We start from the raw sequence: 25342 nt of genomic DNA on the forward strand, positions 1-25342 counted from the left end.
AGCTTGGCCGCATCAACCGGCTTCGAGGCCGGCCTTTCGGGAGACCCTCGCCATGCGCACCGCCCTCGCCCTGATCGCCGCGACGAGCGCCCTCGCCGCCACGGCCGCCCCCGCCCTCGCCCAAGGTCCCGGCCGCGGCGACCGCTATGACGAGCGCCCCCGCGGCTCCTACGAGCAGAGCTGCCGCAACATCAACGTTCGCCGCGGCGAGATCACCGCCGAGTGCCGTGACCGTCGCGGCCGCTGGCAATGGTCGAGCGCCAGCGCCGACTGCCGCGAGATGGAGAACCAGGACGGCCGCCTCGTGTGCGTCCGCGGCGGCGGTCGTCCGGGCGGTCCCGGCGGCTCCGGTTGGGGCGGCGGCCGCGGCGCCGACGCTGTGCTGTTCGAGCACGCCGGTTATGGCGGCCGCGCCTACGAGGTTCGCGGCGACATGCCCGACTTCGTTCAGATCGGCTTCAACGACAAGGCCTCGTCGATCCAGATCCGTCGCGGCGAGTGGGAGCTGTGCGACGACGCCTACTTCCGCGGCCGCTGCTGGCGGGTGTCGGCCGACATGGGCGTCTTCCCGCGCGACATGAACGACCGCGTCAGCTCGATCCGCCGGATCCGCTGATCTCGGACCTGATTTCGCCCGCCCTAATTTGGTCGAGAACTCGACCTTGAAGCGGCGCGCGGGGCGGCTAAGCTCCGCGCGCCTTTTCATTCGGGGAAACGCCCATGCGCAAGATCATCGTCCTCGCCGCCGCCGCGGCCGCCCTGCTGGTCTCGGCCTGCAACACCATCGAAGGCGTGGGCCGCGACGTCTCGGCCGCCGGCCGCGCGGTCGCCGACACCGCTCGCGACGCCAAATAGCCTTCGCCTCGAGAGACCTCGAAAGGGGGCCGGCGTTTTGTCGCAGGGCAGGCGCGCCGGCTCGCCCCATCCTGGCCGCAATGGCGACCCAGAGTTTCCGGCGTCGCGGCAAGTAAATCCGCATGACGACGTTCGACGTTTAAAGCTTAACCGGAAGCCGCCCACCATTAACCTTGCCGGCAGATTCATTCGCACGCGACACGCGCTGAGGATGAAGTCTTTCGACAATCGCCCATTTCAGGGCTGAATATCTGCTTCCAAAGCGCACATGCGACCGAAAGTGCTATTTGCACCAAGCGTCGCCGGAGCCATATGGACGCCATGACCGACCGACCCGTACCCAGCGTCCTGACCGGCATGAAAAGAGGCGTCCGCCATCGCTGCCCCAACTGCGGCGAGGGCAAGCTGTATTCGCGCTACCTGAAGGTCGAGTTCGATTGCGAGGCCTGCGGCCACCATCTGGCCGCCTACCCCGCCGACGACGGTCCCGCCTATTTCACGATCCTGATCGTCGGCCATCTGTTCGTGGCCCCGCTGCTGCTGTTCCCGTTCATCTGGCAGGCCTCGCCGTGGCTGGTCGCGCCGCTGACCATCCTGCCGCTGGCGGCCCTGACCCTGATGCTGCTGCCCCGGGTCAAGGGCGCGGTGATCGGGGCCCTGTGGGCCAACGGCCTGCGCAAGGCCGAGGACGCCCCCGGCGGCTGAGGCGAACTAGCGGCGGCGGAACCGTCGCCGCACAGGCCGCATTCCCTCCCCGAAGTCCAGGCGGACCGAACACGGTTCGCCGGCATACCTGGGAGACCCGAATGCTCGGCACCATTCTCATCATCATCCTGATCCTGGCCCTGATCGGCGCCCTGCCCACCTGGGGCCACAGCCGCTCGTGGGGCTATTTCCCCAGCGGCGGTCTCGGCCTTGTTCTGGTGATCATCATTATCCTGGTGCTCATCGGCAGGATCTGACGCCGCTCTTGGAGCGCGGCGGCGAACGCGCATAAGGTTCTGCCAACGGCCCAGGGCCGACGAGGGGAGCCCGCATGACCGACGCCGCCGCGCCGCAGCCCGCCGCCGTGACCCTGACCCCGGCGCAGCGCGCACGGGCCATACTCGGCGGGTCGGCCGGCAATCTCGTCGAATGGTACGACTGGTTCGCCTACGCCGCCTTCACCCTCTATTTCGCCCCGCACTTCTTCCCCAAGGGCGATCAGACCGTGCAGCTGCTGCAGGCCGCGGCGGTGTTCTTCCTGGGGTTCGTGGCCCGCCCCGTCGGGGCCTGGCTGATGGGCCACTACGCCGACCGCTCGGGGCGCCGTGCGGCCCTGAGCGTCTCGGTGTCGCTGATGTGCGCCGGGGCGCTGATCATCGCCGTCACGCCCGATTACAAGACCATCGGCCTCTTCGCCCCGGCCGTTCTGCTGATCGCCCGCGTGCTGCAAGGCCTGTCGGTGGGCGGCGAATACGGCGCCAGCGCCACCTATATGAGCGAGATGGCCGGCAGGAGCCGCCGCGGCTTCTGGTCCAGCTTCCACTATGTGACCCTGATCGCCGGCCAGCTGATTGCGCTGGCCGTGCTGATCATCCTGCAACGCCTGCTGCACAAGGACGACCTGGCCGCCTGGGGCTGGCGCATCCCGTTCGTGATCGGCGCCCTGCTGGCCGTGGTGGTGTTCTGGATCCGCCGGGGCCTGGACGAAAGCGCCTCGTTCAAGGCCGCCGACAAGCCGGCCGAGGGCATCGGCAAGTCGCAACGCAACCTCGCCAGCCTGTTCTTCGTGCTGACCCTGGCGGCCGGCGGCTGGGTGCTGGCCCGGCCGGGCCTGGTTCCCCAGGTGCTGGCCGGCGCCTTCCTGGTCGCCTTCTTCGCCACACTGATCGCGCCGCTGCTGGCCCGCCACCCGCGCGAGACCCTGATGATCATGGGCCTGACCGCCGGCGGCTCGCTGACCTTCTATGTCTACACGACGTACATGCAGAAGTTCCTGGTCAACACGGCCGGGTTCGACAAGGCCGCCGCCTCCGAGATCAGCGCCATCAGCATGATCGTCTTCATGCTGATGCAGCCGATCGCCGGCTGGCTGTCGGACAAGGTGGGCCGCAAGCCGCTGCTGATCGCCGCCTATGCCGGCGGGGCCCTGACCATCTGGCCGATCATGAGCGGCATCGCCGCCACCGACTCCATCGGCGTCGCTTTGGCCCTGATCATCGTCGGCATGACCTTCCAGTCGGGCTACACCTCGATCAGCGCCGTGGTGAAGGCCGAGCTCTTTCCCGCCCACGTGCGCGCCCTCGGCGTGGCCCTGCCCTACGCCGTGGCCAACGTGCTGTTCGGCGGCACCGCCGAGATGGTCGGCCTGGCCTTCAAGCACGGCGGGATCGAGAGCGGCTTCTACCTCTATGTCGCCGCGATCATGACCGTGGGCCTCGTCGTCTCGGTCCTGTTGCGTGACACCGCAAGACACAGCCTCATCGCCGAGGATTGACCCGCGCGCCCCGCCCGATATCCCCTGTCGTCGACTCCCGTTCCTTCGCAGCGTCCACCATGCCGATTCTCGACATCCTGGCCCTCGGGCTCTTCGTCTTCGCCTGGCTGTTCTACGAGCCGCTGCTGCGGCGCCTGGGCCAGGGCAAGAACCTGATCAACACCGACATGACGGTGATCCGCCGCCGGTGGATGACCGAGATGGCGGTGCGCGAGGTCGCCCTGCTGGACGGCCAGCTTCTTGGCCACGCCATCAACTCGGCCAGCTTCTTCGCCTCGTCGAACCTGATCCTGATCGCCGCGGCGGCCGGCGTGCTGTTCGGCGGCGACGCGGCGCTGAAAAGCGTCGAAGGCCTGAAGGTGCTGGCCGAGACCACGCCGGTGATGTTCCAGATCAAGCTGGGCCTCGTTTTGCTGACCCTGGCGCGGGGGCTGCTCGATTTCATCTGGGCGCTGCGCCAGATGAACTACTGCCTGGCCGCCATCGGCGCGACGCCCGTCTGGTCGCCCCCGGCCGTGCTGGCCGAATATGCCGAGGCCGCCGGCGGCATCCTCAATCCGGCCCTGTCGGCGTTCAACGCGGGCGTTCGCGGCTACTATTTCGCCCTGGCGGCGGCCGCCTGGCTGCTGGGCCCCTACGCCTTCCTGGCGGCCAGCCTCGGGGCGTTGGTCCTGCTGGTCTGGCGCCAGCGCCGCAGCCGCGCCTCGGTGGCCGTGCGCAAGGTCCGCCAGATCCTCGAGCGCCAGCCGGTGGTGCACGGCCCGCACATGCGGAGCAAGGCGGAGGAGCCGCCGGAGGATCGGATTTAATAAGATCCTCCCCCTGAAGGGGGAGGTGTCGCCAAAGGCGACGGAGGGGGAAGGTCGGCCCGCTCAGCAAAAGCTGAGAACGTCCCCCCTCCGGCCCTCCGGGCCACCTCCCCCATAGGGGGAGGATTTCTCTTAGAGCCCCAGCTGCGTCCGCACCTTCTTCGTCAGCTTGGCGGCAACCAGCGCGTGGGCGCTCTTCAGCCAGTCGGCGACCTCGGCGTCGTCGAACGCGGCCAGGTCGTCCAGCTTCACCCACTTGGCGCGGGCGAGATACGGGGCGGGAATGGCCCGCCCCGTTTCGGTCAGCACCTCGAAGGCGACGTCCGAGACCTTGAACGACACCCCGCCCTGGGCGGCGCCCGGCCCCATGACGGCGAACATCTTGTCGCCGACCTTGTAGACCTGGTCGTCGCCCCACTGGACGGTCATGGTCGCCGCGGGCAGCGCCATGGCGGCGGCGTGGAAGGCCTCGGGGGTCATCAGGCCTCGACGCCCACGCCGATCGGGCAGGTCACGCCGGTGCCGCCGATGCCACAGTAGCCGCCCGGGTTCTTGGCCAGGTACTGCTGGTGATAGTCCTCGGCGAAGTAGAACGGGCCGGCGGCGGCGATCTCGGTGGTGATATCGCCCAGCCCCTTGGCCGACAGGGCGACCTGATAGGCTTCCTTGCTGGCCACGGCGGCGGCGGCCTGGGCGTCGTTGGTGGCGTAGATGCCGGAGCGGTACTGGGTGCCGATGTCGTTGCCCTGGCGCATGCCCTGGGTCGGGTCGTGATTCTCCCAGAACACCTTCAGCAGGGCCTCGTAGGTGACGACCTTGGGGTCGAACACCACCAGCACCACTTCGGTGTGCCCGGTGCGGCCCGAGCAGACCTCTTCATAGGTCGGGTTCGGGGTGATGCCCGCGGCGTAGCCGGCGGCGGTGACCAGCACGCCCGGCACCTTCCAGAACACGCGCTCGACGCCCCAGAAGCAGCCCATGGCGAACACGGCCGTCTCCAGGCCGTCGGCATAGGGGCCCTTCAGCTGGGCGCCGTTGACGAAGTGGGTCTGGGCGGTCGGAATGGCCGCCTCGCGCCCCGGCAGGGCGGTGTCGACGGTGGGCATCTCGAGGCTTTTCTTGAACAGCATGGCGGGGCCTTTCGGAGGCGGGAGTTCCTTGCCCGCCGATATAAGTCGTCGCAGGCTCGTTTTCATCCCGTAACGGCGCTTGCTACGAGTCGCTGCCTGAGTATATTGCGCCCCTTCCCGCGCCGGGGGTCTCAACCGCCCCCGACCCGAGTGCGCTGGTGAGGTGGCCGAGTGGTTGAAGGCGCACGCCTGGAACGCGTGTATAGGGGAAACTCTATCGAGGGTTCGAATCCCTCTCTCACCGCCACGCCCTTCCCTTCGAAATCACTGTTCCGTCGAGTTTCGTGGCCGCCGTCGCGCGTCCGGCGTAGAACCGCGTCATGATCCGCGCCGCCCTTCTCACCGCCGCCATCGCCCTGTCCACGGCGACCGCCGCCCTGGCCGCCCCGACCGTCGTGACCTCGCCCGAGGCCCTGCCCGCCGCGCACGACAAGCCGCGCGTGTTCCTGGGCGGCAGCATCGACATGGGCAAGGCCGTCGATTGGCAGGCCCAGATCATCGCCGCCCTCTCCGACCAGGACGTGGTGATCCTCAATCCGCGCCGCCCCGACTGGAACCCGGCCTGGAAGCCGGTCGCCCAGGAGCCGGAGTTCCGCCGCCAGGTGGAATGGGAACTGGCCGCGCTGGAGAGCGCCGACGTCATCGTGCTCTACCTGACGCCCGGCTCGCAGGCCCCGATCAGCCTGCTGGAAATGGGCCTGCACGCGCGGACGGGTAAGCTGGTCGTGCTGTGCCCCGAAGGCTTCTGGCGCAAGGGCAATGTCGACATCACCGCCGAGCGGTACGGGGTCAAGCAGGTGGAGACGCTGGACGCGCTGATCGCCGAGGTTAAGGCGCGGGTCGCCCGATAGACCCTCCCCCTGAAGGGGGAGGTGTCGGCGAAGCCGACGGAGGGGGATGTGGCCTGTGAGCCAGAGACCGCCCCAACGTCAGCAGCGACTTCCCCCTCCGGCCCTCCGGGCCACCTCCCCCTTCGGGGGGGAGGATCTTAGAGCCCCACCGCCCGCTCCACGCCGATCCCGTCCAGGAAATCCTCGTCGTGGCTGACGACCAGCAGCGCGCCGTCGTAGCCGGCGAGCGCCACCTCCACGGCCGCCACCGAGTCGAGGTCCAGGTGGTTGGTCGGCTCGTCGAGGATCAAGAGCTGCGGCGGGGTCGGGCCGGCCAGAACGCAGGCGAGAGCCGCGCGCAGGCGCTCGCCGCCGCTCAAGGCGCCGGCCAGCCGGTCGGCGGCGCTGTTGCGGAACAGGAAGCGGGCCAGGGCGGCCTGGGCCAGGTTGCGATCGGCGCTCGGGTGGAGGCGCAGAAAGGCCTGCAATAGCGTCTCGTCGTCGCGCAGGATCGCCAGCGACTGGTCGAGCATCACCGCCGGGACACCGCGCGTCACCGTGCCCGCCGTCGGCGCCAGCACCCCGGCGGCCAGGTTCAGAAGGGTCGACTTGCCCGCGCCGTTCGGACCGCGCACGGCCACCCGCTCGGGACCGGCGATGCGTAGCGAGACGTCGTCCAGCACCGGCGGACGGCCAGGCCAGGCAAAGGCCACGTCCTCCATGGCCAGCACCAGCCGGCCCGCCGGCAGGCCGGTGGGCGGCAGGTCAAAGCCCAGGGTCCGGGCGCGCTCGACGCGGGCCTGCGCCGTCTCCACCGCCTCGCGGGCGCTGGTCTGCAGGCGCTCGGCCAGGCGGCGCTCCTTGCCGCCGGTGTTCTCGGCCCGCTCGGCCCGGGCGCCGAGCAGGATCTTGGGTTCGGATCCCCTGGCGGCGAAACGCTTGCCGGCGGCGTCGCGGCGGGCCTTGCGCTCGATGGCGGCCTGGGCCTCGCGGGCGGCGCGGCGCTCGTCGCGCTCGGCGCTCTCCAGGGCCCGGCCGGCGGCCTCGACCTCGGCCGCCTTGCGCTCGGCATAGAGGTCGTAGCCGCCGCCATAGCTGGCCGCGCCCAGGCTGGTGATCTCGACGATGCGGTCCATGCCGCGAAGCAAGGAACGGTCGTGGCTGGCGACGATCGCCCCGCCCTTCCAGCGCTCTAGCACCTGCGCCACCAGATCGCGGGCCTGGGCGTCGAGGTGGTTGGTCGGCTCGTCCAGCAGGATCAGGTCCGGCGCGGCCAGCAGCAGGGCGGCCAGGCCCGCGCGGGTCTGCTGGCCGCCGCTGAGCGCGCTCGCCGGGCGGTCGGGATCCAGGCCGCCGAGCCCGACCTGCGCCAAAGCCTCATCCAGCCGCGACGGCAGGGTCCAGTCGGCTTCGGCGAAGTCGGCGTCTTCGCCCTGCCCCGCCTCGATGCGCGACAGCCGCCGCCAGGCTTCGCCCACGCCCAGGCGGTCGGCCAGGATCGCGTCCGGCGCCAGGTCCGGCGTCTGGTCGAGCACGCCGATCGTCCCCGAGCGGGCGACGGTTCCGACCAAGGGCGCACGCACGCCGGCGATCAGCGCCAGCAGGGTCGACTTGCCCGCGCCGTTGCGACCGACCAGGCCGACGCGCTCGGCGCCAACCGACAGGTTCAGGTTTTCGAAGAGAACGCGGCCGTCAGGCGCGGCGGCGGAAACGGAATCCAGAGTGATGAAGACAGGCATGGGAAACCACGAGCAGGGAAACGGGAAGGACGAAGCGGTCTTCCGTCTGGCTGATCATGGCGGCCTCCATCAGGGGTGGAGCAGCGGATGTAGAGGTTGAGACGCCGCTGGGCAAGCGGCGCCTCAGCAGCCGCCGTCGCGCAGGCGGGGCGGATCGGCGACGCCGCCGAAGCCGAGCACCGAGCCGGACTTCGATCCCGGCGTGATCGAACCGCGGTAGCCCCGGCAGCGCTCCTGCTGGCGGGCCTGGGCGTCGAAGCGCGAAGGCGGGCGCGGACCGCGCCGCCCCGACGGCCCCAGCTCCGTCGGCGGCGCCTTGGCCGCGAAGCCGCCCCAGCATCTGTCCTTCTCCTCGTCGGTCAGGTGCTCGCTGGAGAGGCCCTGGCAGGCGCGTTGATAGCGGCCCCAGCGGAACTTCGGGTTGCCTTCTGTCAGCTTCCAGCGGTCGACGGCCTTGGGGTCGACCTTCCACGCCGGGTCGATGGCCGGAGCGTCTGGCCCGGCCGTCGGAGCGGCCTCGCCTTCACCGGACGCGGCGATCGCTCCAGACTGCGCGGCCGGTCGCGAAGACGCCTTGTGCGAGCGGGCAGCAGATGACGCCGCCTTGGCCGACGCGCGCTTCTCGGCCGGAAGCGGCTCGTCCTCCAGCCTGTCGATCTCGAACAGCATGGGCGGGATCTCGGACAGCGGCGTCTCCCGCTCGACCAGCGACAGCAGGCCGATCAGCAGCAGGTTCGCCGCCACACCCGCCGGGACGGCGATCGCCCATCGTCCAGCGCCTGTCCGCCCCCGCCCCATCGCCCCGCCACCGAAGATTGTCCGACGCCCAACAGTCACGCTTCGATGGCGTCCGAAATTCGACCGCGCGGCGCCCGCTTTGCGCCCTTCGCGACCCCATCTGCTGACATCTGGTGTCAGCAGGATTGGCAGCAGGATGGCTGCGGCGTTTGTTCGCATCTTGTTCTTGTGTTAATGCCGCGCCAGAACCCTACATATAGCCGCTGCGCCGCGCTCCCCACGCGGCTCCCAATCCGACCTTCGAGCGTTCCGGACACCATGGCCGAGCAACTGAACTTCATCCGCGTCCGCGGCGCCCGCGAGCACAATCTCAAGGACGTCAACGTCGACATTCCGCGCGGCGAGCTGGTCGTGCTGACCGGCCTGTCGGGCTCGGGCAAGAGCTCGCTGGCCTTCGACACCATCTATGCCGAGGGCCAGCGCCGCTATGTCGAGAGCCTGTCGGCCTATGCCCGCCAGTTCCTGGAACTGATGAGCAAGCCGGACGTGGATTTGATCGAGGGCCTGTCGCCCGCCATCTCGATCGAGCAGAAGACCACCTCGCGCAACCCGCGTTCGACCGTCGGCACGGTGACCGAGATCCACGACTACATGCGCCTGCTGTGGGCGCGGGTGGGCGTGCCGTACTCGCCGGCCACCGGCCTGCCGATCGAGAGCCAGACCATCAGCCAGATGGTCGACAAGATCACCGTCCTGCCCGAAGGCACGCGCCTCTACCTGCTGGCCCCCGTCGTTCGCGACCGCAAGGGCGAGTACAGGAAGGAGATCGCTGAGTGGCAGAAGGCCGGCTTCCAGCGGCTGAAGATCGACGGCGAATACTATCCGATCGAGGACGCTCCGGCCCTCGACAAGAAGTTCAAGCACGACATCGACGTGGTCGTGGACCGCGTGGTGACCAAGGCCGGCATGGAGCAGCGCCTGGCTGACTCCCTGGAGCAGGCCCTGCGCCTGGCCGACGGCCTGGCGGTGGCCGAATGGGCGACCATCGAGGAAGGTGAGAAGGAGCCCAAGCGCCTTCTGTTCTCCGAACGCTTCGCCTGCCCGGTCAGCGGCTTCACCATCGCCGAGATCGAGCCGCGCCTCTTTTCGTTCAACAATCCGGCGGGCGCCTGCCCCACCTGCGACGGCCTGGGCGCGAAGCTGGCCTTCGACGCCGACCTGATCATACCGGACAAGGACAAGAGCCTGCACAAGGGCGCGGTCGCCCCTTGGGCGAAGGGACCTTCGCCGCTCTACACCCAGACCCTGCAGGCCCTGGCGCGCCACTACGGCTTCTCGATGGACGAGCCCTGGTACAAGCTGCCGGAAAAGGCCCGGACCGTGGTGCTGAACGGCTCCAAGGGCGAGAAGATCAAGTTCACCTACGACGACAACGCCCGCAAGTACGAGGTCGACAAGCCCTTCGAGGGCGTGCTGCCGAACCTGGAACGCCGCTGGCGCGAGACGGACTCTTCGTGGGTCCGTGAAGAGCTCGGCCGCTACCAGTCCGACACCCCCTGCGAGGCCTGCGGTGGCAAGCGCCTGAAGCCCGAAGCCCTGGCCGTGAAGGTGCACGGTCTCGACATCGCCGCCGTCTCGAACCTGGCCATCCGTCCGGCCCGCGACTGGTTCAGCGCCCTGGAAGGCCACCTCAGCGACAAGCAGCTGGAGATCGCCCGGCGGATCCTGAAGGAGATCAACGATCGCCTGCGGTTCCTGGTCGACGTCGGCCTCGACTATCTCAACCTGTCGCGCGGCTCGGGCACTCTGTCGGGCGGCGAGAGCCAGCGCATCCGCCTGGCCAGCCAGATCGGCAGCGGCCTGACCGGCGTGCTCTACGTGCTCGACGAGCCCTCGATCGGCCTGCACCAGCGCGACAACACCCGCCTGCTGCAATCGCTGCAGGGCCTGCGGGACCTGGGCAACTCGGTGCTCGTCGTCGAGCACGACGAGGAGGCCATCCTCACCGCCGACTACGTGATCGACATGGGCCCGGCCGCCGGCGTCCATGGCGGCGAGATCGTCGCCCAGGGCACGCCCGACCAGATCATGGCCAACCCGGCCAGCGTCACCGGCCAGTACCTGACCGGCGAGCGCGAGATCGCCGTCCCCGAAGAGCGCCGCCCGATCAACAAGAAGAAGACGCTCAAGGTCATCGGGGCCAAGGGCAACAACCTGAAGGACGTGACCGGGGAAATCCCCGTGGGCACCTTCACCTGCATCACCGGCGTCTCGGGCGGCGGCAAGTCGACCTTCACGATCGAGACCCTCTACAAGGCCGCCGCGCGCCGCCTGAACAACGCCAGCGACGCCCCGGCGGCGCACGAGCGGATCGAGGGCCTGGAGAACTTCGACAAGGTCATCGACATCGACCAGTCGCCGATCGGCCGCACCCCGCGCTCGAACCCGGCCACCTATACCGGCGCCTTCGGCCCGATCCGCGACTGGTTCGCCCAACTGCCGGAGAGCAAGGCGCGCGGCTACGGACCCGGCCGGTTCAGCTTCAACGTCAAGGGCGGCCGCTGCGAGGCCTGCCAGGGCGACGGCGTCATCAAGATCGAGATGCACTTCCTGCCCGACGTCTACGTCACCTGCGACATCTGCAAGGGCAAGCGCTACAATCGCGAGACCCTGGACGTGCTGTTCAAGGGCAAGACCATCGCCGACGTGCTGGACATGACGGTGGAAGAGGCCGCCGACTTCTTCAAGGCCGTGCCGCCGATCCGCGACAAGATGGAGACCCTCAAGCGCGTGGGCCTCAGCTACATCAAGGTGGGCCAGCAGGCGACGACGCTGTCGGGCGGCGAGGCCCAGCGGGTGAAGCTGTCCAAGGAACTGTCGCGCCGGGCCACCGGCCGCACGCTCTACATCCTCGACGAGCCCACCACGGGCCTGCACTTCGAGGACACCAAGAAGCTGCTCGAGGTGCTGCACGAGCTGGCCGACCAGGGCAACACGGTGGTGGTGATCGAGCACAATCTCGATGTCATCAAGACCGCCGACTGGCTGCTGGACTTCGGCCCGGAGGGCGGCGACGGCGGCGGCCAGATCGTCGCCGTGGGCTCGCCCCAGGACGTGGCCAAGGTCGAGGCCAGTTGGACCGGCAAGTACCTCAAGGAACTGCTGGCCAAGCACGAGGAGCGCCGGTTGGCGCGCGTGGCCGACTTGAAGAAGACCAAACGGGCCTGATCACAGCCTAGCCCGGAAACGAGAAAGGCCGGCGGATCGCTCCGCCGGCCTCTTTTGTTGCGCCCTGCATGTCGCCGGTCAGGCGAAGTAGTCGCTCTCGGTCGTCGGATCGGCGCCGATCTCGCGATAGATCATCGCCGAGGGCGTATAGATCGTCACGCTGGTCAGCACCGCGATCAGGCCGCCGACGGCCAGGCTGAGAATGCCGGTCGGCGTCATCAGGCTTTCCAGAGACGTGGTCTGCGACTGCATCAGATCGCTCAGGGTCTCCATGTTGAAGCCGCTCAGCGCGCCGCCCAGCAGGGTCACGATCAGGAACAGCAGCAGATAGACCACGACGGCCAGGATCGTCGCCACGAGATAGGCGCCGAACATCGGCCAGAAGCGGCCCTTGGTCAGGGCCATGGAGCCGAAGATGTCGATCTTGCCCTTGGCGAAGGTCAGCACGTTGGCCAGCGACAGGCGGACGGCGAAGTACAGCAGCGCGCCCAGGCCCGCCGGCACCAGCAGCACGGCGGCCAGGCCGCCGAGGGGCTTGGAAATAGCCGACAGCACACCGATCAGGATCGCCAGCAGCAGCACGATGCCGAGATAGGCCGCGAAGAACAGCAGCACCAGCAGGATCGACACCCCGGCCTGGCGCAGTTCATCGGCGCCGAAGCGCAGATAGGCCTGGCGGCTGTCGGCCGGGCGCAGGGTCGCGCGATAGATCGCCGCCATCAGCACCGAATAGAAGGCGATGCTGTAGATCAGCGAACAGAACATCGCCGGGGCCAGGCCGCTCATCAGCCGCAGGGTCTCGGCCGGATCGGGCGAGGCGCTGTTCTGGCTGAGGTTGGCGAACGCCTCCAGCTGGGGCCCGAACAGCCCCACGGTGATCAACGCCACGACGGCCGACACGATCGTCGAGATCAGCACCCAGACCCCCACGGCCTTCGGATGCTCGCGCACGAGACCGAAGCCGGAAATGGCCGCGTCCGTCGCCGAGAAGGTCTTCATCTTAGCCCCTTGCAAACCCTAGTGGATCCACGGGTAACAAGCTTCGATGACGAGGGACAGGTCCCGCCGATCAAATATCGGGGTGCAGCTGGCGATAGGCGCGCGCGGGACCGGCGGTCAGGATCACCGTCTGGACGGTGACAATCAGCGGCGCGATCAGCAGGTTGACCAGCAGGCCCAGGATCACGAACAGCTTGGAGCCGCCGCCGATCAGGGCGATCACGCCCGTCAGCAGGCCGCCGACCAGCGTCATCGCCATGGTCGCGCCCAGGGCCATCAGCAGGTTCAGCACGAACATGCCCAGGAGGCCCCAGAAGTGGCCGTGGGTCAGCACCCAGGATTCGCGGACGTTGATGCGGCCCTCGGCGAAGGTCTGGGGCGACAGCAGCGACAGGCGCACGCCCACCCACATCGACAGGCCGATCACCGCCAGGCCGCCGAGGAAGGCGATCCAGGCCGACAGACCGCGCGCGCCGGCGCCGGCGACGGTGGCCGTCAGCAGGGTCAGGGCGCCGCTGGGGATGGCGGCGACGAACAGCGCCGCGGCCCAGGCGATCAGGGCCACCACGAACAGCCGGACCTCGTCGGCGCCCAGGCGCAGATAAGCGCCCTGGCTCTGTTCGGGGTGCATGACCGACCGCAGGATCGCCCCGGCCAGCACCGCGCTCATGGCGGCGGCCAGCAGGATGATCAGCGCCATGGCCCCGCCCAGGTGAGAGATCAGCTGCAGCACTTCGCGGGGGTCGGCGGTGAAGGTGGTCTGGGCGAGGTCGCGCCGCACCTCGTCGCCGAACACGGCGACCAGCAGCACCGACAGCAGGATCAGCGAGCCGAGATAGAGCCCGCCCCAGATCAGCAGGGAGACGGGGTGGCGGCGCATGGTGCGCGGCCCTTCCAGGGCGGCGGCGACGGGCGACAAGGCGATCATGATCAGGCTTCTGACGGCTGGGCGACGGCCAAGCTCGGAGCGTGTCTGTAGACGTGGACGCAGGCCGCCGTCCAGGCGGGAGCGACACAGAAATAGTAGAGACCGACGGCCGCCACCTGCACCAGCCATGCGCCGACGCCATCGAAGGCGGCCTTGCCGCTGGCCGCGATCAGCACGCTGGGCAGATAGAAGATCAGGCCCAGCACCACCAGCAGGCCCGCCCGTCCCTCGGTCAGGTCGAAGGCGCTGAGCACCCGCAGGCGTCCGGCGGCGATTGAGGCGGCCGGCGCCAGGGCCAGGCGCGCGGCCAGCCAGGCCAGGACCGCAAGGCTGGCCAGCGGGGCCAGGGCGGTGACGAAGGCGGCCAGCGGTCCTGACAGCGCCGCCCGCCAGGCCTCGGCGGAAGTGGCGTCAAAGCCGGGAGCCGCGGCGCGGGCTACGCCCAAGGCCACGGCCCCGACCAGCACCAGCAGCACGACGGCCACGACCAGGAACACCAGGCCCAGCAGCAGCTGCACGCCGGCGATCAGCGCCTCCTCGCGTCCGCAGCGCAGTCCGACCAGGCCCGCCGGACCGTCGAAGGCGGCGCGATAGAGCGCGCCGTAGGCCAGGGCGGCGGCGACGAAATCGGCCGGCAGGATCCAGGCCGCGCCGAGATAGCGGCCAAACAAGCCGATCAGGCAGGCCACGGCCAACGCCGCCCAGGTGCGCGGCGTCAGACGGCCCACGCCGTCGATCCCGGCCCGCGCCGTCGCGCCGATCGCGATCGATGCCTCGCCCATGTCGTTCCAGATCCCTCGAACAGCCATCGCCATCCTAGCGTGCGCGGCGTCATCAAACGACGAGTCGCGCGCCGGTCAGCGTGGATTTTGCCGCGCCGTGGCCCGGGCGCCGCTGTCAGACGGCCGCCTCGACCTCCTCCACGCCCTTCAGGCCCTGATAAGCGCGGGCGAAGGGCGCGGCGGCGACCGTGATCATCACCGCCTGGACGACGGCCGCCACGGGAACGGCCGCTGCCAGGAACGGCCACAGCAGCGGCAGGACCTCGGCCGCCGAGCGCGCCGTCTGCAGACGACCGACAATCCCCATGCCGGCGAAGACCGCGACAGCGATCATGATCGTCGTCACCACCAGCTGGAAGACGGCGCTGGTCAACCCCATCAGCAGCACCATGCCGAACAGGCGGGGCGCCTGGCCCCTGGTCAGGCCCCAGGATTCGAACAGCAGGAAGCTGCGCCCGGCGAAGGTCATCGGCAGCGCCATCGAAAGCCGCAGCAGGGCCCATAGCAGTGCGCCCCAGCCGGCGAGCAGGCCCAGCAAGCCCATGAGGACGCCGACCACCGCGCCAGCCTCTGTGTCACCGCCGGCCGCCATGGCGAAGTAGCCGACTCCGCCGAGCAGCAAGGCGGGCACGAAGGCGACGAACATCGCGAAATAGGCGCCGAACAGGAACACCAGATAGATCAGCATCATCCAGCCTTCGGCCGCGCCGATGCGGAGATAGAAGCCCCGCCGGTCCTCGGGCGCCAGCACCGCGCGAAAGACCGCGGCGACAATGACGACCGGCACGAGGACGTTCAGCACCATCGAAGCCAGATTGACCAGCCCCATGCGGGCCTGCAGCTCCATGGCCCGCGACATGACCTCAGGGTTCTCCGGGTCGGTCGTCGGGCCGACGATCTGGATAAGGCGGAGGATGCTGTCCAGCATAGGCAGGAAGAGCAGCACCAGGGGCAGGATCAGCCCGAACAGGATCACCCCGCTCCACACCAGAACCGCCACCGGCTCGCGCCCGATCAGCGCCCAGCCCGACACTGCCGCCGACGCCGCGGAAAACTTCTTCGCCACCCTGAAGACCCCCAGAACCCCATACTCGCTGCGCGCGAGCTTACACGGCGGTTCCGTCTTGGCGAGGGCGGAGGTATGAGGACGCCATGACCACCTCCCCCATTCACGTGATCGGCGGCGGCCTCGCTGGTTCCGAGGCCGCCTGGCAGATCGCCCAGGCCGGCGTTCCCGTCATCCTGCACGAGATGCGCAAGGACGACGCCAGCGGCAAAGTCACCACCGACGCCCACCAGACCGACGGCCTGGCCGAGATGGTGTGTTCCAACTCGTTCCGCTCGGACGACTGGCAGTTCAACGCCGTCGGTTTGCTGCACGCCGAGATGCGCCGCTGCGACTCGATCATCATGTCGGCGGCCGACCAGCACCAGGTGCCGGCCGGCGGCGCCCTGGCGGTCGACCGCGACGGTTTCTCCGAGGAGGTCACCCGCCGCCTGGAAGCCCACTCGCTGGTCACGATCGTCCGCGAGGAGATCGCCGGCCTGCCGCCGCAGGACTGGGACAACGTCATCGTCGCCACCGGCCCGCTGACCTCGCCGGCCCTGGCCCAGGCGGTGCTCGACCTGTCGGGCGAAGGCCAGCTGTCGTTCTTCGACGCCATCGCGCCGATCATCCACCTTGAGTCCGTGAACATGGACGTCGCCTGGCGCCAGTCGCGCTACGACAAGGAAGGCCCCGGCGGCGACGCGGCCGCCTACATCAACTGCCCCATGAACAAGGAGCAGTACGAGGCCTTCATCGACGCCCTGCTGGCCGGCCCCAAGGCCGAGTTCAAGGAGTGGGAGAACGTCCCCTATTTCGACGGCTGCCTGCCGATCGAGGTGATGGCCGAACGCGGCCGCGAAACCCTGCGCCATGGTCCGATGAAGCCCGTCGGCCTGACCAACCCGCGCGACCCGACCGTGAAGTCCTACGCCATCGTCCAGCTGCGCCAGGATAACGCCCTGGGCACCCTGTGGAACATGGTCGGCTTCCAGACCAAGCTGAAGCACGGCGTCCAGGCCGAGACCTTCCGCATGATCCCGGGCCTGGAGAACGCCCAGTTCGCGCGCCTTGGCGGCCTGCACCGCAACACCTTCATCAACTCGCCCAAGCTGCTGGACAAGGCCCTGCGCCTGAAGGCCGCGCCGCGCATGCGCTTCGCCGGCCAGGTGACCGGCGTCGAGGGCTATGTGGAGAGCGCCGCCATCGGCCTGCTGGCCGGTCGTTTCGCCGCCGCCGAGCGCAAGGGCGGTTCGCTGGAGGCCCCGCCCGCGACCACCGCCCTGGGCGCTCTCGTCGAGCATATCACCGGCGGGCACATGGACGGCGGCTCCTTCCAGCCGATGAACATCAACTACGGCCTGCTGCCGCCGCTCGAGGCCCCAAAGGTCGACGAGGACGGCAAGAAGATCCCGCTCAAGGAACGCGGCCGCGCCAAGAAGCGACTGATGAGCATCCGGGCGCTGAAGGACCTGGACGCCTGGCTGGGGAACTGATCCCCGGGATTTGAAGAAATAGGCCTCCGCCCGATCCAAGGCGGAAAAGCGCGGCCGTGGAACCTTGGCGTTCCCGGCCGCGCCACTACAGCGCGGCGTCTCATGCGAGATCGCCCATGCTCCGCAAGTTCAGCGCCGCCGTCGCCGCCACGGCCCTCCTCGCCGCCCCCGCCCTAGCCCAGGACGTGGTCTCGCCGACCAAGGACGCGATCATGGCGTCCTTCGACATCGTCCGCACCGAGGTCAAGAGCGTCGGCCCGGACGTCGTCTTCCGCGTGCAGGTGCGCGGCAAGGCCGGCGAGATGAAGCCCAAGGCCGTCGGCCAGTTCGCCGGCAGCGCGGTGTGGAGCTACGTGTGGCCCACCTCGCTCGACAGCGGCAGCGTCGGTTTCGAGGGCGGCCAGGGCATTCTCGCCTTGGCGGTGACCTTCCACCCCGACTTCGACGACGCGGCCTATGGCGGGGTCAACCGTCACGTCTGGCACCCGCACTGGGTGGTCCTGGTTCCCGACGACGCCTGCGGCAAGGGCGCGCTGAAGGTCCGCGACATCCCCGAAGGGGCCAAACCCAAGGTGCCGGCCACCTGGCCCGGCGTGCCGCTGCTGATCGACAGCCCGACCTATCCCACCACCCTGGCCACCGACACCGTCGAGGTCAGCGTGCCGGCCGGCGTCATCGGCGCGGTCGAGGGCGTGAAGTTCGACGGCGTCACCTCGGCGCTGAAGGTCAACGCCAACCTGCACGCGCCGCTGCTGTGCATCTCCGACATCTTCGACGTGGCCTCGGGCGACCTCAGCCTGCCCGGCAAGATCACCCGCTGAGCGGCGGATGTGCTTCTACGATCCCGAACCGGGCGGCCTCGCGCCGCCCGGCGCCTTCGTGGGCGCAAGGCCAGCCGGCCTCGCGCCCTGGCAGGCCAGCCGCGCAGCGGCCCATGTCGAGCGCCGGCTGGAGGCGACGATCCGCGTCGTCGATCTGGCCCGCGCCGCGCGCCTCAGCCCGTCCTATTTCTCGCGCGCCTTCAAGGCGACCTTCGGCCTGTCGCCGCAGAAGTATGTCGTCGAACGCCGCCTCGCCCGCGCCAAGCGGATCATGCTGACCACCGACGAGCCGCTGTGCGGCATCGCCGCCAGCTGCGGCTTCAGCGACCAGGCCCACCTGTCGCGCGTCTTCAGGCGACGCGAGGGCGCGCCGCCGAACGCCTGGCGTCGCGAACGACGCCAGGCGTCCCTCTGAACCTTTAGCGGGTCGAGCGCACGAAGCTTGCGATGTGCTCGGCCGAGGCGCGCGGATACTGGTGCTGGGGGCCGTGCCCGGCCGAGGGATAGGTGATCAGGTGCAGCGTCGGCAGCGCCTGGTTCAGGGCGTACCAGTTCTCGACCGGGAAGATGATGTCGTGGTCGCCGCCCAGATGCAGGATCGGCTTGTCTGTGGTCTTCAGAACCTCCAGCACCGCGTCGGCGGGAAAGATCGGGTTCTTGGGCCCGGCGCCGATATTGGCGCGGGCAAACGCGATCGGCACCGGAGGCGAACGCCCCTGCGTCCGTTCGGCGATGCGGGCCGAGGATTCGGCGGCGGCCTTGCGGCTGGCCTGTGACTTCGGCTCGAAGAACAGGATCTCTTCTTCCTTCAGCGCATAGTCCTCGATGACGGCGGTGTCGAAGAACAGCTGCTCGGCCGGCTTGACCAACGGCCCGGGCGGGGTGGTGCCGATCAGCAGCAGGTGGCTGATACGCGCGCCGGCCACGGCGAAGGCCACCTGGGCCGCCATGCCGCCCAGCGACCAGCCGCCAAGCACGACGTCGCTGATGTCGAGGGCGGTCATCAGGTCGATCGGATCGCGGGCCATCTCGGCGGGATTGTAGGTCGCCTCGCCGGTCGACAGGCCAAGGCCCGAATAGTCGAAGGTGATCACCCGGAAGCCCTCGTCGGCCAGGCCGTCGAGGAAGGCGGGATCCCAGACGTCCATGTTGCCCCGAAAGCGGGTGCACAGCACCAGCGGCCGGCCCTCGCCGATCGAGCGGTAGGCCAGGGTGCGGCCGCCAACCTCGACGAACTGGTTTGGGGCCGAGACGGCGCGATGGACTGAAGCGACGGCGTTCATGAAAGACCTCGAAGGCAGGGTTGAACCGCCGGCAGCCTAGGCCTGCGCGCGCCGCGGGAGTTGGACGGAGCCGCCGTGATCGTCGTCGCGGTCACCGAACTCCAGCGCCCCCGCATGCAGGCGCCGCCAGGCGTTCGGCGTCATCCCCACCAGGCGGTGAAAGCGATTGGTCAGGTGCGACTGGTCGGAGAAGCCGCAGGCCAGGGCGATGTCCTTCAGCGGATCCTCGCCCTGGGCGATCAGGATCTTGGCTCGCGCCACGCGCCGCTGCACGACCATGGCGTGGGGACTGACGCCGAAGCTGCTCTTGAAGGCCTTGCCGAAATAGCCCGACCGGACCCCGGCGGCCGCGGCCAGTTCGGCCACGGTCAGGCCGCGCTCGAGGTTGTCGTCTATATAGCTGGCGACCCGACGGGCCTGCCACGGCGCCAGCCCGCCGCTCCGCGCCGCTTCGGCCAGGGGCGGCGCCTGCAACACCAGGATCGCCTGGTCGAGCAGTCGCCGGGCGCCCTCGACGTCGCTGAGCAGCCGCTGCTGTATCTCCTCCAGCAGCGCGCCGACCCTGGCCGAAGCCTGCTCGCGAACGATCTGCCGTTCCATCGCCTCGTCCCCTCGACCGGAGCTCGACCGGCTCCCGGGGGAGAACACGCAGCGGCCGGCAAAACCCACACCGGCGCTCTTTCGATTGCTTCAGTCGGCCCGGACGATCCTGTAGCGGCCGGGCCCCGCCGCCTCGCCGCGCACCGGCAGGACCTGGGACACGGTGCGAAGAAAGCGTCGCGGATCGCCGGTGCGGAAGCGGCCCGTCAGCCGCATGGCCGCCACCTCCGGGTCTTCGACGACCAGCTTGCCGGCGCTGTGGCGGTTCAGTTCGGCCGTCACCTCCGACAGCGGCCTGTCCTCGAAGGTGATCGAGGTCTCGCGCCAGGCCGCGGCCTCGGCCTCGTCGGCCGGAGCGACGATGTCGCGCCCGTGGGCCGCGGTCAGCTGCCGACCCGGGGCCAGCACCACGGGCCGTCCGGGTCCGTCGAGGGCGTCGGGCGTGCGGGCCACCGAGACCTGACCCTCGACCAGGGTCACCCGTAGCGGCCCCTGGTCGAGGCGAACGTCGAAGCGCGTGCCCAGGGCGGTGATCCTGCGCCCGCCGGCCTCGACCGTGAACGGCCGCTCGCGGTCGGGGGCGACGTCGAAGAACGCCCGCCCCCGCACCAGCCGTATCGCGCGGCCGCCATGATCGTAGGCCAGATCGAGGGCGCTGCCCGGCGCGAGGCTGGCCTTGCTGCCGTCCGGCAGGTCGAAGGTCTGCGTCGCCCCGGTCGCGACGAGATCGGGCTCGCCGAACATGGCGATCGCCTGCGGGACCGGCGGCGGCGATGGCGGGACGGGACGCTCGGCCAGCCACAGTCCAAGCCCGACGGCGACCACAAACACAGCCGCCGCCGCCATCCAGCGCGGCGAGGGAAGACGCACGGCTGCCTTCCTGGCGCGGCGGCGCAGCGTCCGCATCGTCGCCTCGTCGCCGACCTCGTCGAAGCCGCTCCAGATCGCCTGGGCGCGCAGCCAGGCCTCCCGATTGCCGGGCTCCCGATCCAGCCAGGCGTCGAGAACGGCGGCCTGGTCCGGATCCGACTCGTCGACGTTCAGCCACAGCAGCGCCGCCGCCTCTTCGCGCGGCAGGCGGGCCATGTCTTCCGCATCCAGGGGATAGGCGCTCATCGCAGGTCCCCCGCATGGGCCAGCAGGCGTTCCAGCGCCTTGGCCGTGTGTTTCTCGACGGCGCTGCCTGAAATGCCCAGGCGGCTGGCGATCTCGCGGACGGTCATGCCCTCGATCCGCCGCAGCACAAAGATCGTCCGCGTACGCTCGGGCAGGGTCAGCAGGGCGGCGCTGGCCGCGCGCAGGGCCTCCCGGGCGTCGAACCGGCTTGCCGGATCGTCGTCGGTCTCGCCGTGGCGCTCGGGATCGAACGGCACGTGCTGGTCGGTGCGCCTGGCCAGCCGCCGCCGGTGGCGATCGGCCCAGACGCTGGCGGCGGTGCGAAACACATAGGCGCGGGCGTACTCCTCGTCGTCGAGGCCCAGCTGATCGGCGGCCCGCACGAACACTTCCTGCACCAGGTCCTCGACCTCGGCGTCGGCGCCCAGGCGGCGACGGAAGAAGGCGGTCACGGCCGTCTGCAGGGCAAGCGCGCGCGCCGGGTCGGCCGCCGCCCTTGGACCTTCCGTCGACTGCGGATGGGCTGCCGCCACCTTACGCTCCACTCACGCCGTTCCGGCGCTCGGCCGGACGGTCGAGGCGCGGGTCTCCCCCAGAACACGCAGCCGGCGCCGAAACCCTCATCGCCCCCAACGAAATTCCGTCACCGCGGATCGCGGCCGCACAGCATCGCCGAGAACCACCCCAACGGCTACGGCGCGCGAACCGATTCCACGCCACGGGGGCCGGCCAGGCCGCCTTTGGCCGGGCGCGGTCGCGCCGCTCGATACCGTGCGCCAAGCTCGCAAACCCGCGTTTTGTTGCTTTGCCGCTACGCCGCGCCGCGGATTTGCCGGCTTCGCCACCGAACGGCCGTTTTTAGTTTGATCCCGCTCGGTCAATTCGGCTTAATGACACCGGTAGCTATTTTAATGACACCGGTGGCGGATAACGCTACCACTAAGAAACGAGATCACGGGTCGGCCGCTCAAGAGCCTCCCCGTCGGGAAGAAACTGGGAGGGAATATGTTGCAAGTCACTTCGCGGCGAAGCCGCGCCCGCGTGCTGTGCGATCGTGCGTCGCTCGGCGCCCTGACCATCGCCGGCAGCCTGCTGCTGGCCGGAACCGCCTTCGCTCAAGACGCCGCCCCCGCCGCTCAGGCCTCGGGCCAGACCGAGGAGACCGCGGTCGAGGAAGTCGTCGTCACCGGCTACCGCGCCGCCCTGCAAAGCGCCCTCAGCCTGAAGCGCAGCTCGAACGTGATGGTCGACGCCATCAACGCCGAGGACATCGCCGACTTCCCCGACGCCAACCTCGCCGAGTCGCTGCAGCGCCTGCCGGGGGTGTCGGTAGACCGTGAGAACGGCGAAGGCCGCACCATCACCGTCCGCGGCCTGGGCAGCGACTTCACCCGCGTTCGCCTGAACGGCCTGGAAGCCCTGTCGACGGCCGGCCCGTCGATCGCCGGCGACGCCGCCAACCGCTCGCGCGGGTTCGACTTCAACACCTTCGCCTCCGAGCTGTTCAGCGCCCTGAAGGTGCAGAAGACCGCCTCGGCCGAGACCGACGAAGGCTCGCTCGGCGCCACGGTCGACCTGGAGACCGGCAAGCCGCTGAACTTCAAGGACCGCCGCCTGGCCCTGTCGGTGCAGGACGCCTACTATAAGAACGGCGGCACCCACTCGCCGCGCTTCGCGGGCCTCGTCTCCGATCGCTGGGAAACCAACTGGGGCGACTTCGGCGCGCTGTTCTCGGTCGCCTACAACAAGCGCAACCAGATCATCGACAGCTATCAGCGCCAGGCCGGCCAGTCGGACTACACCTATCGCCAGTCGACCTTCCTGGCGACCAACTCGACCGCCACCTCGCCGCGCCGGCAGGGCTTCGCCGCCCCGACCGGCACCGCCTGCAACGGCGGCGTGATCCCGGGCATCAACATCACCAACACGGCGATCTGCTCGATGCTGGTGGGCTCGAACGCGGCCGCCTACAACCTGATCAACAATCCCTCGAGCGCGACGACCAACGCCACCAGCCTGACCGGCACCGGCACGATCACCGCGCCCGGTCCGCTGACCCGCATTCCCGCCCTGGCCACGCTGAACCAGCAGGACCTGGAGCAGGAGCGCCTGGGCCTGACCGGCGCCCTGCAATGGCGCCCGACCAGCCGCACGACCATTTCGTACGACTGGGTCTATTCGGAGCTGCAGCAGTCGTCGGTCAACTACCAGGTCCAGACCGTCGGCCTGAACCGCAACAACACCAACAACAGCACCGGCAACCCCTTCTACACGCTGAACCCGGCCACCACTGCCGCCCAGAAGCGGGCGTTCTACGCGTCGTGCGCCGCGCAGGCCGCCAACGAAGTCCGCGACGCCATCGACTGCGGCCAGCAGCTGAACGGCGGCGGCCTGGTCGCCGGCACGACCAACAGCTACAACCCGTTCAACCTCGATCCGTACGACTACTACAACTCCGTCTCGTCGGTGGGTTACGTGCCCAGCGCGAACGGCACTGCGATGGTCGACAAGTTCATCGGCCGTCCCAGCGTGCGCCTGATCGATGCGGCGCTGTCGCCGACCGGGGCCAACGCCGACTATCTGAAGCTGGGCAATGTCGACCTGCGCTCGGCCGCCGACGCGGCGTTCTTCACGACCTACTTCCGCCAGTCGTCGCTGAAGCTGGACCACGAGTTCAGCGACAACTTCACGATGAGCGCCGTCTGGGGCAAGTCGTCGTCGAAGAACAAGACCCAAGGCCTGCTTGCCGACTTCATCCGCCTGGACTCGGGCCAGGGCGTGGCCGGCGACGACTACCTCGTCTACGACGCCCGCGGCGGCGGCGACATGCCGCTGCTGAACCTGGGCTTCGACGCCACCCAGGCCTCGGCCTGGGACTTCGTGAAGGGCTACTCGGCCCTGCGCCACTTCCAGCGCTTCACCAACAACGACTACGAGACCCTGCGCTTCGACTTCAAGTACGACCTGGACGACAACTACGCGATCCGGTTCGGCGTCAGCCAGCGCAAGTACGGCTTCGACACCGCCGAGTATCGCCGTCTGAGCGGCGAGACCCTGAACCCCAGCCTGAAGGAAGCCGGCACCAACATCGCTTCGGTCAGCAAGGTCATCAACTGGGGCACCGGCCTGGACGTCCCGTCCGGCGGCACCACCGCCTTCCTGGCGCCCGACCTGCAGAAGATGGTCAGCCTGTTCGACTTCGACTGTAACTGCGTCAACAAGTGGGGCGACTGGCGCCTGTCGTACCTGAGCAGCGCGGCCAACCGCTACTCGGTCGAGGAAAAGGATACCGGCGCCTTCGTCCAGTTCGACTACAACACCGAACTGTTCGGGCGCGAACTGCGCGGCAACATCGGCACCCGCTACGCCATCACCGAGCTGGAATCCTCGGGCCTGACCAACGGCTCGCGGCCGATCTCGGGCGAGAACAAGTACACCGACGTCCTGCCGTCGCTGAACGCCGCCTACGAGGTGGCCGACAACATGTACATCCGTTTCGGCGCGGCCAAGGTCATGGCCCGCCCGATGCTCGGCAACCTGTCGCCCTCGGTGACGGCGATCAGCGTGCCCACCGGCGCCGGCGCCGTGGTCGGCGGCACGATGACCGTCGGCAACCCGAAGCTCGACCCGTTCCGTGCGGTCAACTACGACCTGAGCTTCGAGTGGTACTTCACCTCGGGCGCCCTGGTGTCGGTCGCGGTCTTCGACAAGCAGATCAACAACTTCCCGCAGACCCTGATCAACAACGCCCCGCTGAGCCAGATCCTGGACGCCGCGGGCATCGCCGCCCTGCGGGCCGCCCAGACCAACGTCAACGCCCTGGCCTATATCGACGCCGACAACACCTTCGACATCCGCCAGTTCGACAACGCGCCGGGCGGCTACATCCGCGGCGTCGAGGTCAACTACCAGCAGAACCTGACCTTCCTGCCCTGGTACTTCAAGAACCTGGGCGTCCAGTTCAACGCCACTCACCTGGAGTCGGAACTGGAATACATCGTCACCCCGGCCAACGCCCGCACGGGCGCGGCCCCGATCACCGCCAAGGCCCCGTTCACGGGCGCCTCGCCGGACGCCTTCAACTTCACGGTCTTCTATGAAGTCGAGAAGTTCTCGGCCCGCCTGTCGTCGTCCTACCGCAAGGGCTACAGCCAGACCTATCCGGTCGCCGCCGGCACCTGCGACCCGGGCTATTGCGACAGCCCGCTGGTCAACGATTTCGCGGGCAGCAAGAAGACCTTCAACCTCGACGGTTCGGCCACCTACAAGCTGACCAAGAACATCACCCTGTCGCTGGAAGCCCTCAACCTGACGGACCAGAAAGAAGAGCGCTGGGCCTATCAGGACGATCCGGTCGTGTCGCGCTACGCCGCCACCGGCCGCTCGGTCTTCATGGGCGCGCGCTTCGTCTACTGACGCCGATCGCGTCTTTCTCCCCGGAACGACTGGCGGCGCGGACCTTAA

General features: G+C 69.1%; 24 protein-coding genes and 1 tRNA gene. 13 read left to right on the forward strand and 12 right to left on the reverse strand.

Annotated elements, in window-relative coordinates:
- Positions 1-52: 52 nt before the first annotated feature.
- From P7A99_RS11580 to P7A99_RS11605, 6 genes are all read left to right on the forward strand, one after another.
- Entirely contained in the window at positions 53-616 is a 564-nt protein-coding gene (locus tag P7A99_RS11580) for a beta/gamma crystallin-related protein (protein WP_277794009.1), read from the forward strand.
- Positions 617-720: 104 nt separating this feature from the next.
- Positions 721-855, forward strand: a complete 135-nt coding sequence (locus P7A99_RS11585; protein ID WP_101712307.1) for an entericidin A/B family lipoprotein — start codon at positions 721-723, stop codon at positions 853-855.
- A gap of 312 nt (positions 856-1167) precedes the next feature.
- The gene (locus P7A99_RS11590) at positions 1168-1560 is read left to right on the forward strand and encodes a DUF983 domain-containing protein (protein ID WP_109100849.1); all 393 of its coding nucleotides are present in this window, start codon (positions 1168-1170) and stop codon (positions 1558-1560) included.
- Between the two features lie 101 nt (positions 1561-1661).
- Entirely contained in the window at positions 1662-1817 is a 156-nt protein-coding gene (locus P7A99_RS11595) for a DUF3309 family protein (RefSeq protein ID WP_058347217.1), read from the forward strand.
- 74 nt (positions 1818-1891) lie between these two features.
- Complete coding sequence (locus P7A99_RS11600) at positions 1892-3334, forward strand: MFS transporter (protein WP_277794010.1); 1443 nt, start codon at positions 1892-1894, stop codon at positions 3332-3334.
- 59 nt (positions 3335-3393) lie between these two features.
- The gene (locus P7A99_RS11605; RefSeq protein ID WP_277794011.1) at positions 3394-4143 is read left to right on the forward strand and encodes a DUF599 domain-containing protein; all 750 of its coding nucleotides are present in this window, start codon (positions 3394-3396) and stop codon (positions 4141-4143) included.
- A gap of 132 nt (positions 4144-4275) precedes the next feature.
- Here P7A99_RS11605 and P7A99_RS11610 read toward each other — a convergent pair whose 3' ends face one another.
- The gene (locus P7A99_RS11610; RefSeq protein ID WP_277794012.1) at positions 4276-4623 is read right to left on the reverse strand and encodes an MmcQ/YjbR family DNA-binding protein; all 348 of its coding nucleotides are present in this window, start codon (positions 4621-4623) and stop codon (positions 4276-4278) included.
- Entirely contained in the window at positions 4623-5273 is a 651-nt protein-coding gene (msrA, locus tag P7A99_RS11615) for a peptide-methionine (S)-S-oxide reductase MsrA (RefSeq protein ID WP_277794013.1), read from the reverse strand. The genes P7A99_RS11610 and msrA overlap by 1 nt, the downstream gene beginning before the upstream one ends.
- 157 nt (positions 5274-5430) lie before the next feature.
- Here msrA and P7A99_RS11620 point away from each other — a divergent pair.
- Positions 5431-5520, forward strand: a tRNA-Ser gene (locus tag P7A99_RS11620).
- A gap of 73 nt (positions 5521-5593) precedes the next feature.
- Positions 5594-6124: a nucleoside 2-deoxyribosyltransferase domain-containing protein gene (locus P7A99_RS11625; protein ID WP_277794014.1), complete on the forward strand. Its 531-nt coding sequence runs from the start codon at positions 5594-5596 to the stop codon at positions 6122-6124.
- Between the two features lie 137 nt (positions 6125-6261).
- Here P7A99_RS11625 and P7A99_RS11630 read toward each other — a convergent pair whose 3' ends face one another.
- Positions 6262-7842, reverse strand: a complete 1581-nt coding sequence (locus tag P7A99_RS11630; protein WP_277794015.1) for an ABC-F family ATP-binding cassette domain-containing protein — start codon at positions 7840-7842, stop codon at positions 6262-6264.
- Between the two features lie 123 nt (positions 7843-7965).
- On the reverse strand, positions 7966-8586 hold the full coding sequence (locus P7A99_RS11635; RefSeq protein WP_277794016.1) for a hypothetical protein: 621 nt from the start codon (positions 8584-8586) through the stop codon (positions 7966-7968).
- Positions 8587-8898: 312 nt separating this feature from the next.
- On the opposite strand from P7A99_RS11635, the gene uvrA reads away from it, so the two are divergent.
- The gene (gene uvrA / locus P7A99_RS11640) at positions 8899-11808 is read left to right on the forward strand and encodes an excinuclease ABC subunit UvrA (protein ID WP_277794017.1); all 2910 of its coding nucleotides are present in this window, start codon (positions 8899-8901) and stop codon (positions 11806-11808) included.
- A gap of 78 nt (positions 11809-11886) precedes the next feature.
- On the opposite strand, the gene P7A99_RS11645 is transcribed toward uvrA, so the two are convergent.
- The 4 genes from P7A99_RS11645 to P7A99_RS11660 all read right to left on the reverse strand — a co-directional run bounded on the left by P7A99_RS11645 (position 11887) and on the right by P7A99_RS11660 (position 15583).
- Positions 11887-12807, reverse strand: a complete 921-nt coding sequence (locus P7A99_RS11645; protein WP_277794018.1) for a hypothetical protein — start codon at positions 12805-12807, stop codon at positions 11887-11889.
- Positions 12808-12877: 70 nt separating this feature from the next.
- Positions 12878-13735 carry a hypothetical protein gene (locus P7A99_RS11650; RefSeq protein ID WP_277794019.1) on the reverse strand — a complete coding sequence of 286 codons (858 nt, stop codon included), beginning with the start codon at positions 13733-13735 and terminating at the stop codon, positions 12878-12880.
- Between the two features lie 2 nt (positions 13736-13737).
- Positions 13738-14517, reverse strand: coding sequence for a hypothetical protein (locus P7A99_RS11655; protein WP_277794020.1), 780 nt, complete (start codon positions 14515-14517; stop codon positions 13738-13740).
- A 115-nt stretch (positions 14518-14632) separates the two neighbouring features.
- On the reverse strand, positions 14633-15583 hold the full coding sequence (locus P7A99_RS11660) for a hypothetical protein (RefSeq protein ID WP_277794021.1): 951 nt from the start codon (positions 15581-15583) through the stop codon (positions 14633-14635).
- An 86-nt stretch (positions 15584-15669) separates the two neighbouring features.
- Here P7A99_RS11660 and trmFO point away from each other — a divergent pair, with 86 nt between their 5' ends.
- The 3 genes from trmFO (at position 15670) to P7A99_RS11675 (ending at position 18294) form a co-directional block, all read left to right on the forward strand.
- Positions 15670-17058 carry a methylenetetrahydrofolate--tRNA-(uracil(54)-C(5))-methyltransferase (FADH(2)-oxidizing) TrmFO gene (trmFO, locus tag P7A99_RS11665; protein WP_277794022.1) on the forward strand — a complete coding sequence of 463 codons (1389 nt, stop codon included), beginning with the start codon at positions 15670-15672 and terminating at the stop codon, positions 17056-17058.
- A gap of 116 nt (positions 17059-17174) precedes the next feature.
- Positions 17175-17879, forward strand: a complete 705-nt coding sequence (locus P7A99_RS11670; protein WP_277794023.1) for a hypothetical protein — start codon at positions 17175-17177, stop codon at positions 17877-17879.
- A gap of 7 nt (positions 17880-17886) precedes the next feature.
- On the forward strand, positions 17887-18294 hold the full coding sequence (locus P7A99_RS11675) for a helix-turn-helix domain-containing protein (protein WP_277794024.1): 408 nt from the start codon (positions 17887-17889) through the stop codon (positions 18292-18294).
- Positions 18295-18298: 4 nt separating this feature from the next.
- Here the strand turns inward: P7A99_RS11675 and P7A99_RS11680 are convergent, their stop codons facing one another.
- The 4 genes from P7A99_RS11680 to P7A99_RS11695 all read right to left on the reverse strand — a co-directional run bounded on the left by P7A99_RS11680 (position 18299) and on the right by P7A99_RS11695 (position 21411).
- Positions 18299-19162, reverse strand: a complete 864-nt coding sequence (locus P7A99_RS11680) for an alpha/beta fold hydrolase (RefSeq protein ID WP_277794025.1) — start codon at positions 19160-19162, stop codon at positions 18299-18301.
- A 36-nt stretch (positions 19163-19198) separates the two neighbouring features.
- The gene (locus tag P7A99_RS11685; protein WP_277794026.1) at positions 19199-19762 is read right to left on the reverse strand and encodes a helix-turn-helix transcriptional regulator; all 564 of its coding nucleotides are present in this window, start codon (positions 19760-19762) and stop codon (positions 19199-19201) included.
- A gap of 90 nt (positions 19763-19852) precedes the next feature.
- The gene (locus P7A99_RS11690) at positions 19853-20878 is read right to left on the reverse strand and encodes a FecR family protein (RefSeq protein WP_277794027.1); all 1026 of its coding nucleotides are present in this window, start codon (positions 20876-20878) and stop codon (positions 19853-19855) included.
- A complete protein-coding gene (locus tag P7A99_RS11695; protein WP_277794028.1) occupies positions 20875-21411 on the reverse strand; it encodes an RNA polymerase sigma factor in 537 nt (178 codons plus the stop codon). The genes P7A99_RS11690 and P7A99_RS11695 overlap by 4 nt, the downstream gene beginning before the upstream one ends.
- A 472-nt stretch (positions 21412-21883) precedes the next feature.
- On the opposite strand from P7A99_RS11695, the gene P7A99_RS11700 reads away from it, so the two are divergent.
- Positions 21884-25294, forward strand: a complete 3411-nt coding sequence (locus P7A99_RS11700) for a TonB-dependent receptor (RefSeq protein WP_277794029.1) — start codon at positions 21884-21886, stop codon at positions 25292-25294.
- The last annotated feature ends 48 nt before the right edge of the window (positions 25295-25342 follow it).

Origin of the sequence: Caulobacter endophyticus, assembly GCF_029543245.1 — a bacterium.
Taxonomy (GTDB): Bacteria; Pseudomonadota; Alphaproteobacteria; order Caulobacterales; family Caulobacteraceae; genus Caulobacter; species Caulobacter endophyticus_A.

What these genes read in the sequence shown, in the direction of transcription:
- P7A99_RS11580 (WP_277794009.1), top strand. Translation starts at nt 53, where the DNA reads ATGCGCACCGCCCTCGCCCTGATCGCCGCGACGAGCGCCCTCGCCGCC.
- P7A99_RS11590 (WP_109100849.1), top strand. Translation starts at nt 1,168, where the DNA reads ATGGACGCCATGACCGACCGACCCGTACCCAGCGTCCTGACCGGCATG.
- P7A99_RS11585 (WP_101712307.1), top strand. Translation starts at nt 721, where the DNA reads ATGCGCAAGATCATCGTCCTCGCCGCCGCCGCGGCCGCCCTGCTGGTC.
- P7A99_RS11610 (WP_277794012.1), bottom strand. Translation starts at nt 4,623, where the DNA reads ATGACCCCCGAGGCCTTCCACGCCGCCGCCATGGCGCTGCCCGCGGCG.
- P7A99_RS11655 (WP_277794020.1), bottom strand. Translation starts at nt 14,517, where the DNA reads ATGGGCGAGGCATCGATCGCGATCGGCGCGACGGCGCGGGCCGGGATC.
- msrA (WP_277794013.1), bottom strand. Translation starts at nt 5,273, where the DNA reads ATGCTGTTCAAGAAAAGCCTCGAGATGCCCACCGTCGACACCGCCCTG.
- P7A99_RS11670 (WP_277794023.1), top strand. Translation starts at nt 17,175, where the DNA reads ATGCTCCGCAAGTTCAGCGCCGCCGTCGCCGCCACGGCCCTCCTCGCC.
- P7A99_RS11645 (WP_277794018.1), bottom strand. Translation starts at nt 12,807, where the DNA reads ATGAAGACCTTCTCGGCGACGGACGCGGCCATTTCCGGCTTCGGTCTC.
- P7A99_RS11685 (WP_277794026.1), bottom strand. Translation starts at nt 19,762, where the DNA reads ATGGAACGGCAGATCGTTCGCGAGCAGGCTTCGGCCAGGGTCGGCGCG.
- P7A99_RS11675 (WP_277794024.1), top strand. Translation starts at nt 17,887, where the DNA reads ATGTGCTTCTACGATCCCGAACCGGGCGGCCTCGCGCCGCCCGGCGCC.
- P7A99_RS11625 (WP_277794014.1), top strand. Translation starts at nt 5,594, where the DNA reads ATGATCCGCGCCGCCCTTCTCACCGCCGCCATCGCCCTGTCCACGGCG.
- P7A99_RS11680 (WP_277794025.1), bottom strand. Translation starts at nt 19,162, where the DNA reads ATGAACGCCGTCGCTTCAGTCCATCGCGCCGTCTCGGCCCCAAACCAG.
- P7A99_RS11605 (WP_277794011.1), top strand. Translation starts at nt 3,394, where the DNA reads ATGCCGATTCTCGACATCCTGGCCCTCGGGCTCTTCGTCTTCGCCTGG.
- P7A99_RS11690 (WP_277794027.1), bottom strand. Translation starts at nt 20,878, where the DNA reads ATGAGCGCCTATCCCCTGGATGCGGAAGACATGGCCCGCCTGCCGCGC.
- P7A99_RS11700 (WP_277794029.1), top strand. Translation starts at nt 21,884, where the DNA reads ATGTTGCAAGTCACTTCGCGGCGAAGCCGCGCCCGCGTGCTGTGCGAT.
- uvrA (WP_277794017.1), top strand. Translation starts at nt 8,899, where the DNA reads ATGGCCGAGCAACTGAACTTCATCCGCGTCCGCGGCGCCCGCGAGCAC.
- trmFO (WP_277794022.1), top strand. Translation starts at nt 15,670, where the DNA reads ATGACCACCTCCCCCATTCACGTGATCGGCGGCGGCCTCGCTGGTTCC.
- P7A99_RS11630 (WP_277794015.1), bottom strand. Translation starts at nt 7,842, where the DNA reads ATGCCTGTCTTCATCACTCTGGATTCCGTTTCCGCCGCCGCGCCTGAC.
- P7A99_RS11650 (WP_277794019.1), bottom strand. Translation starts at nt 13,735, where the DNA reads ATGATCGCCTTGTCGCCCGTCGCCGCCGCCCTGGAAGGGCCGCGCACC.
- P7A99_RS11595 (WP_058347217.1), top strand. Translation starts at nt 1,662, where the DNA reads ATGCTCGGCACCATTCTCATCATCATCCTGATCCTGGCCCTGATCGGC.
- P7A99_RS11600 (WP_277794010.1), top strand. Translation starts at nt 1,892, where the DNA reads ATGACCGACGCCGCCGCGCCGCAGCCCGCCGCCGTGACCCTGACCCCG.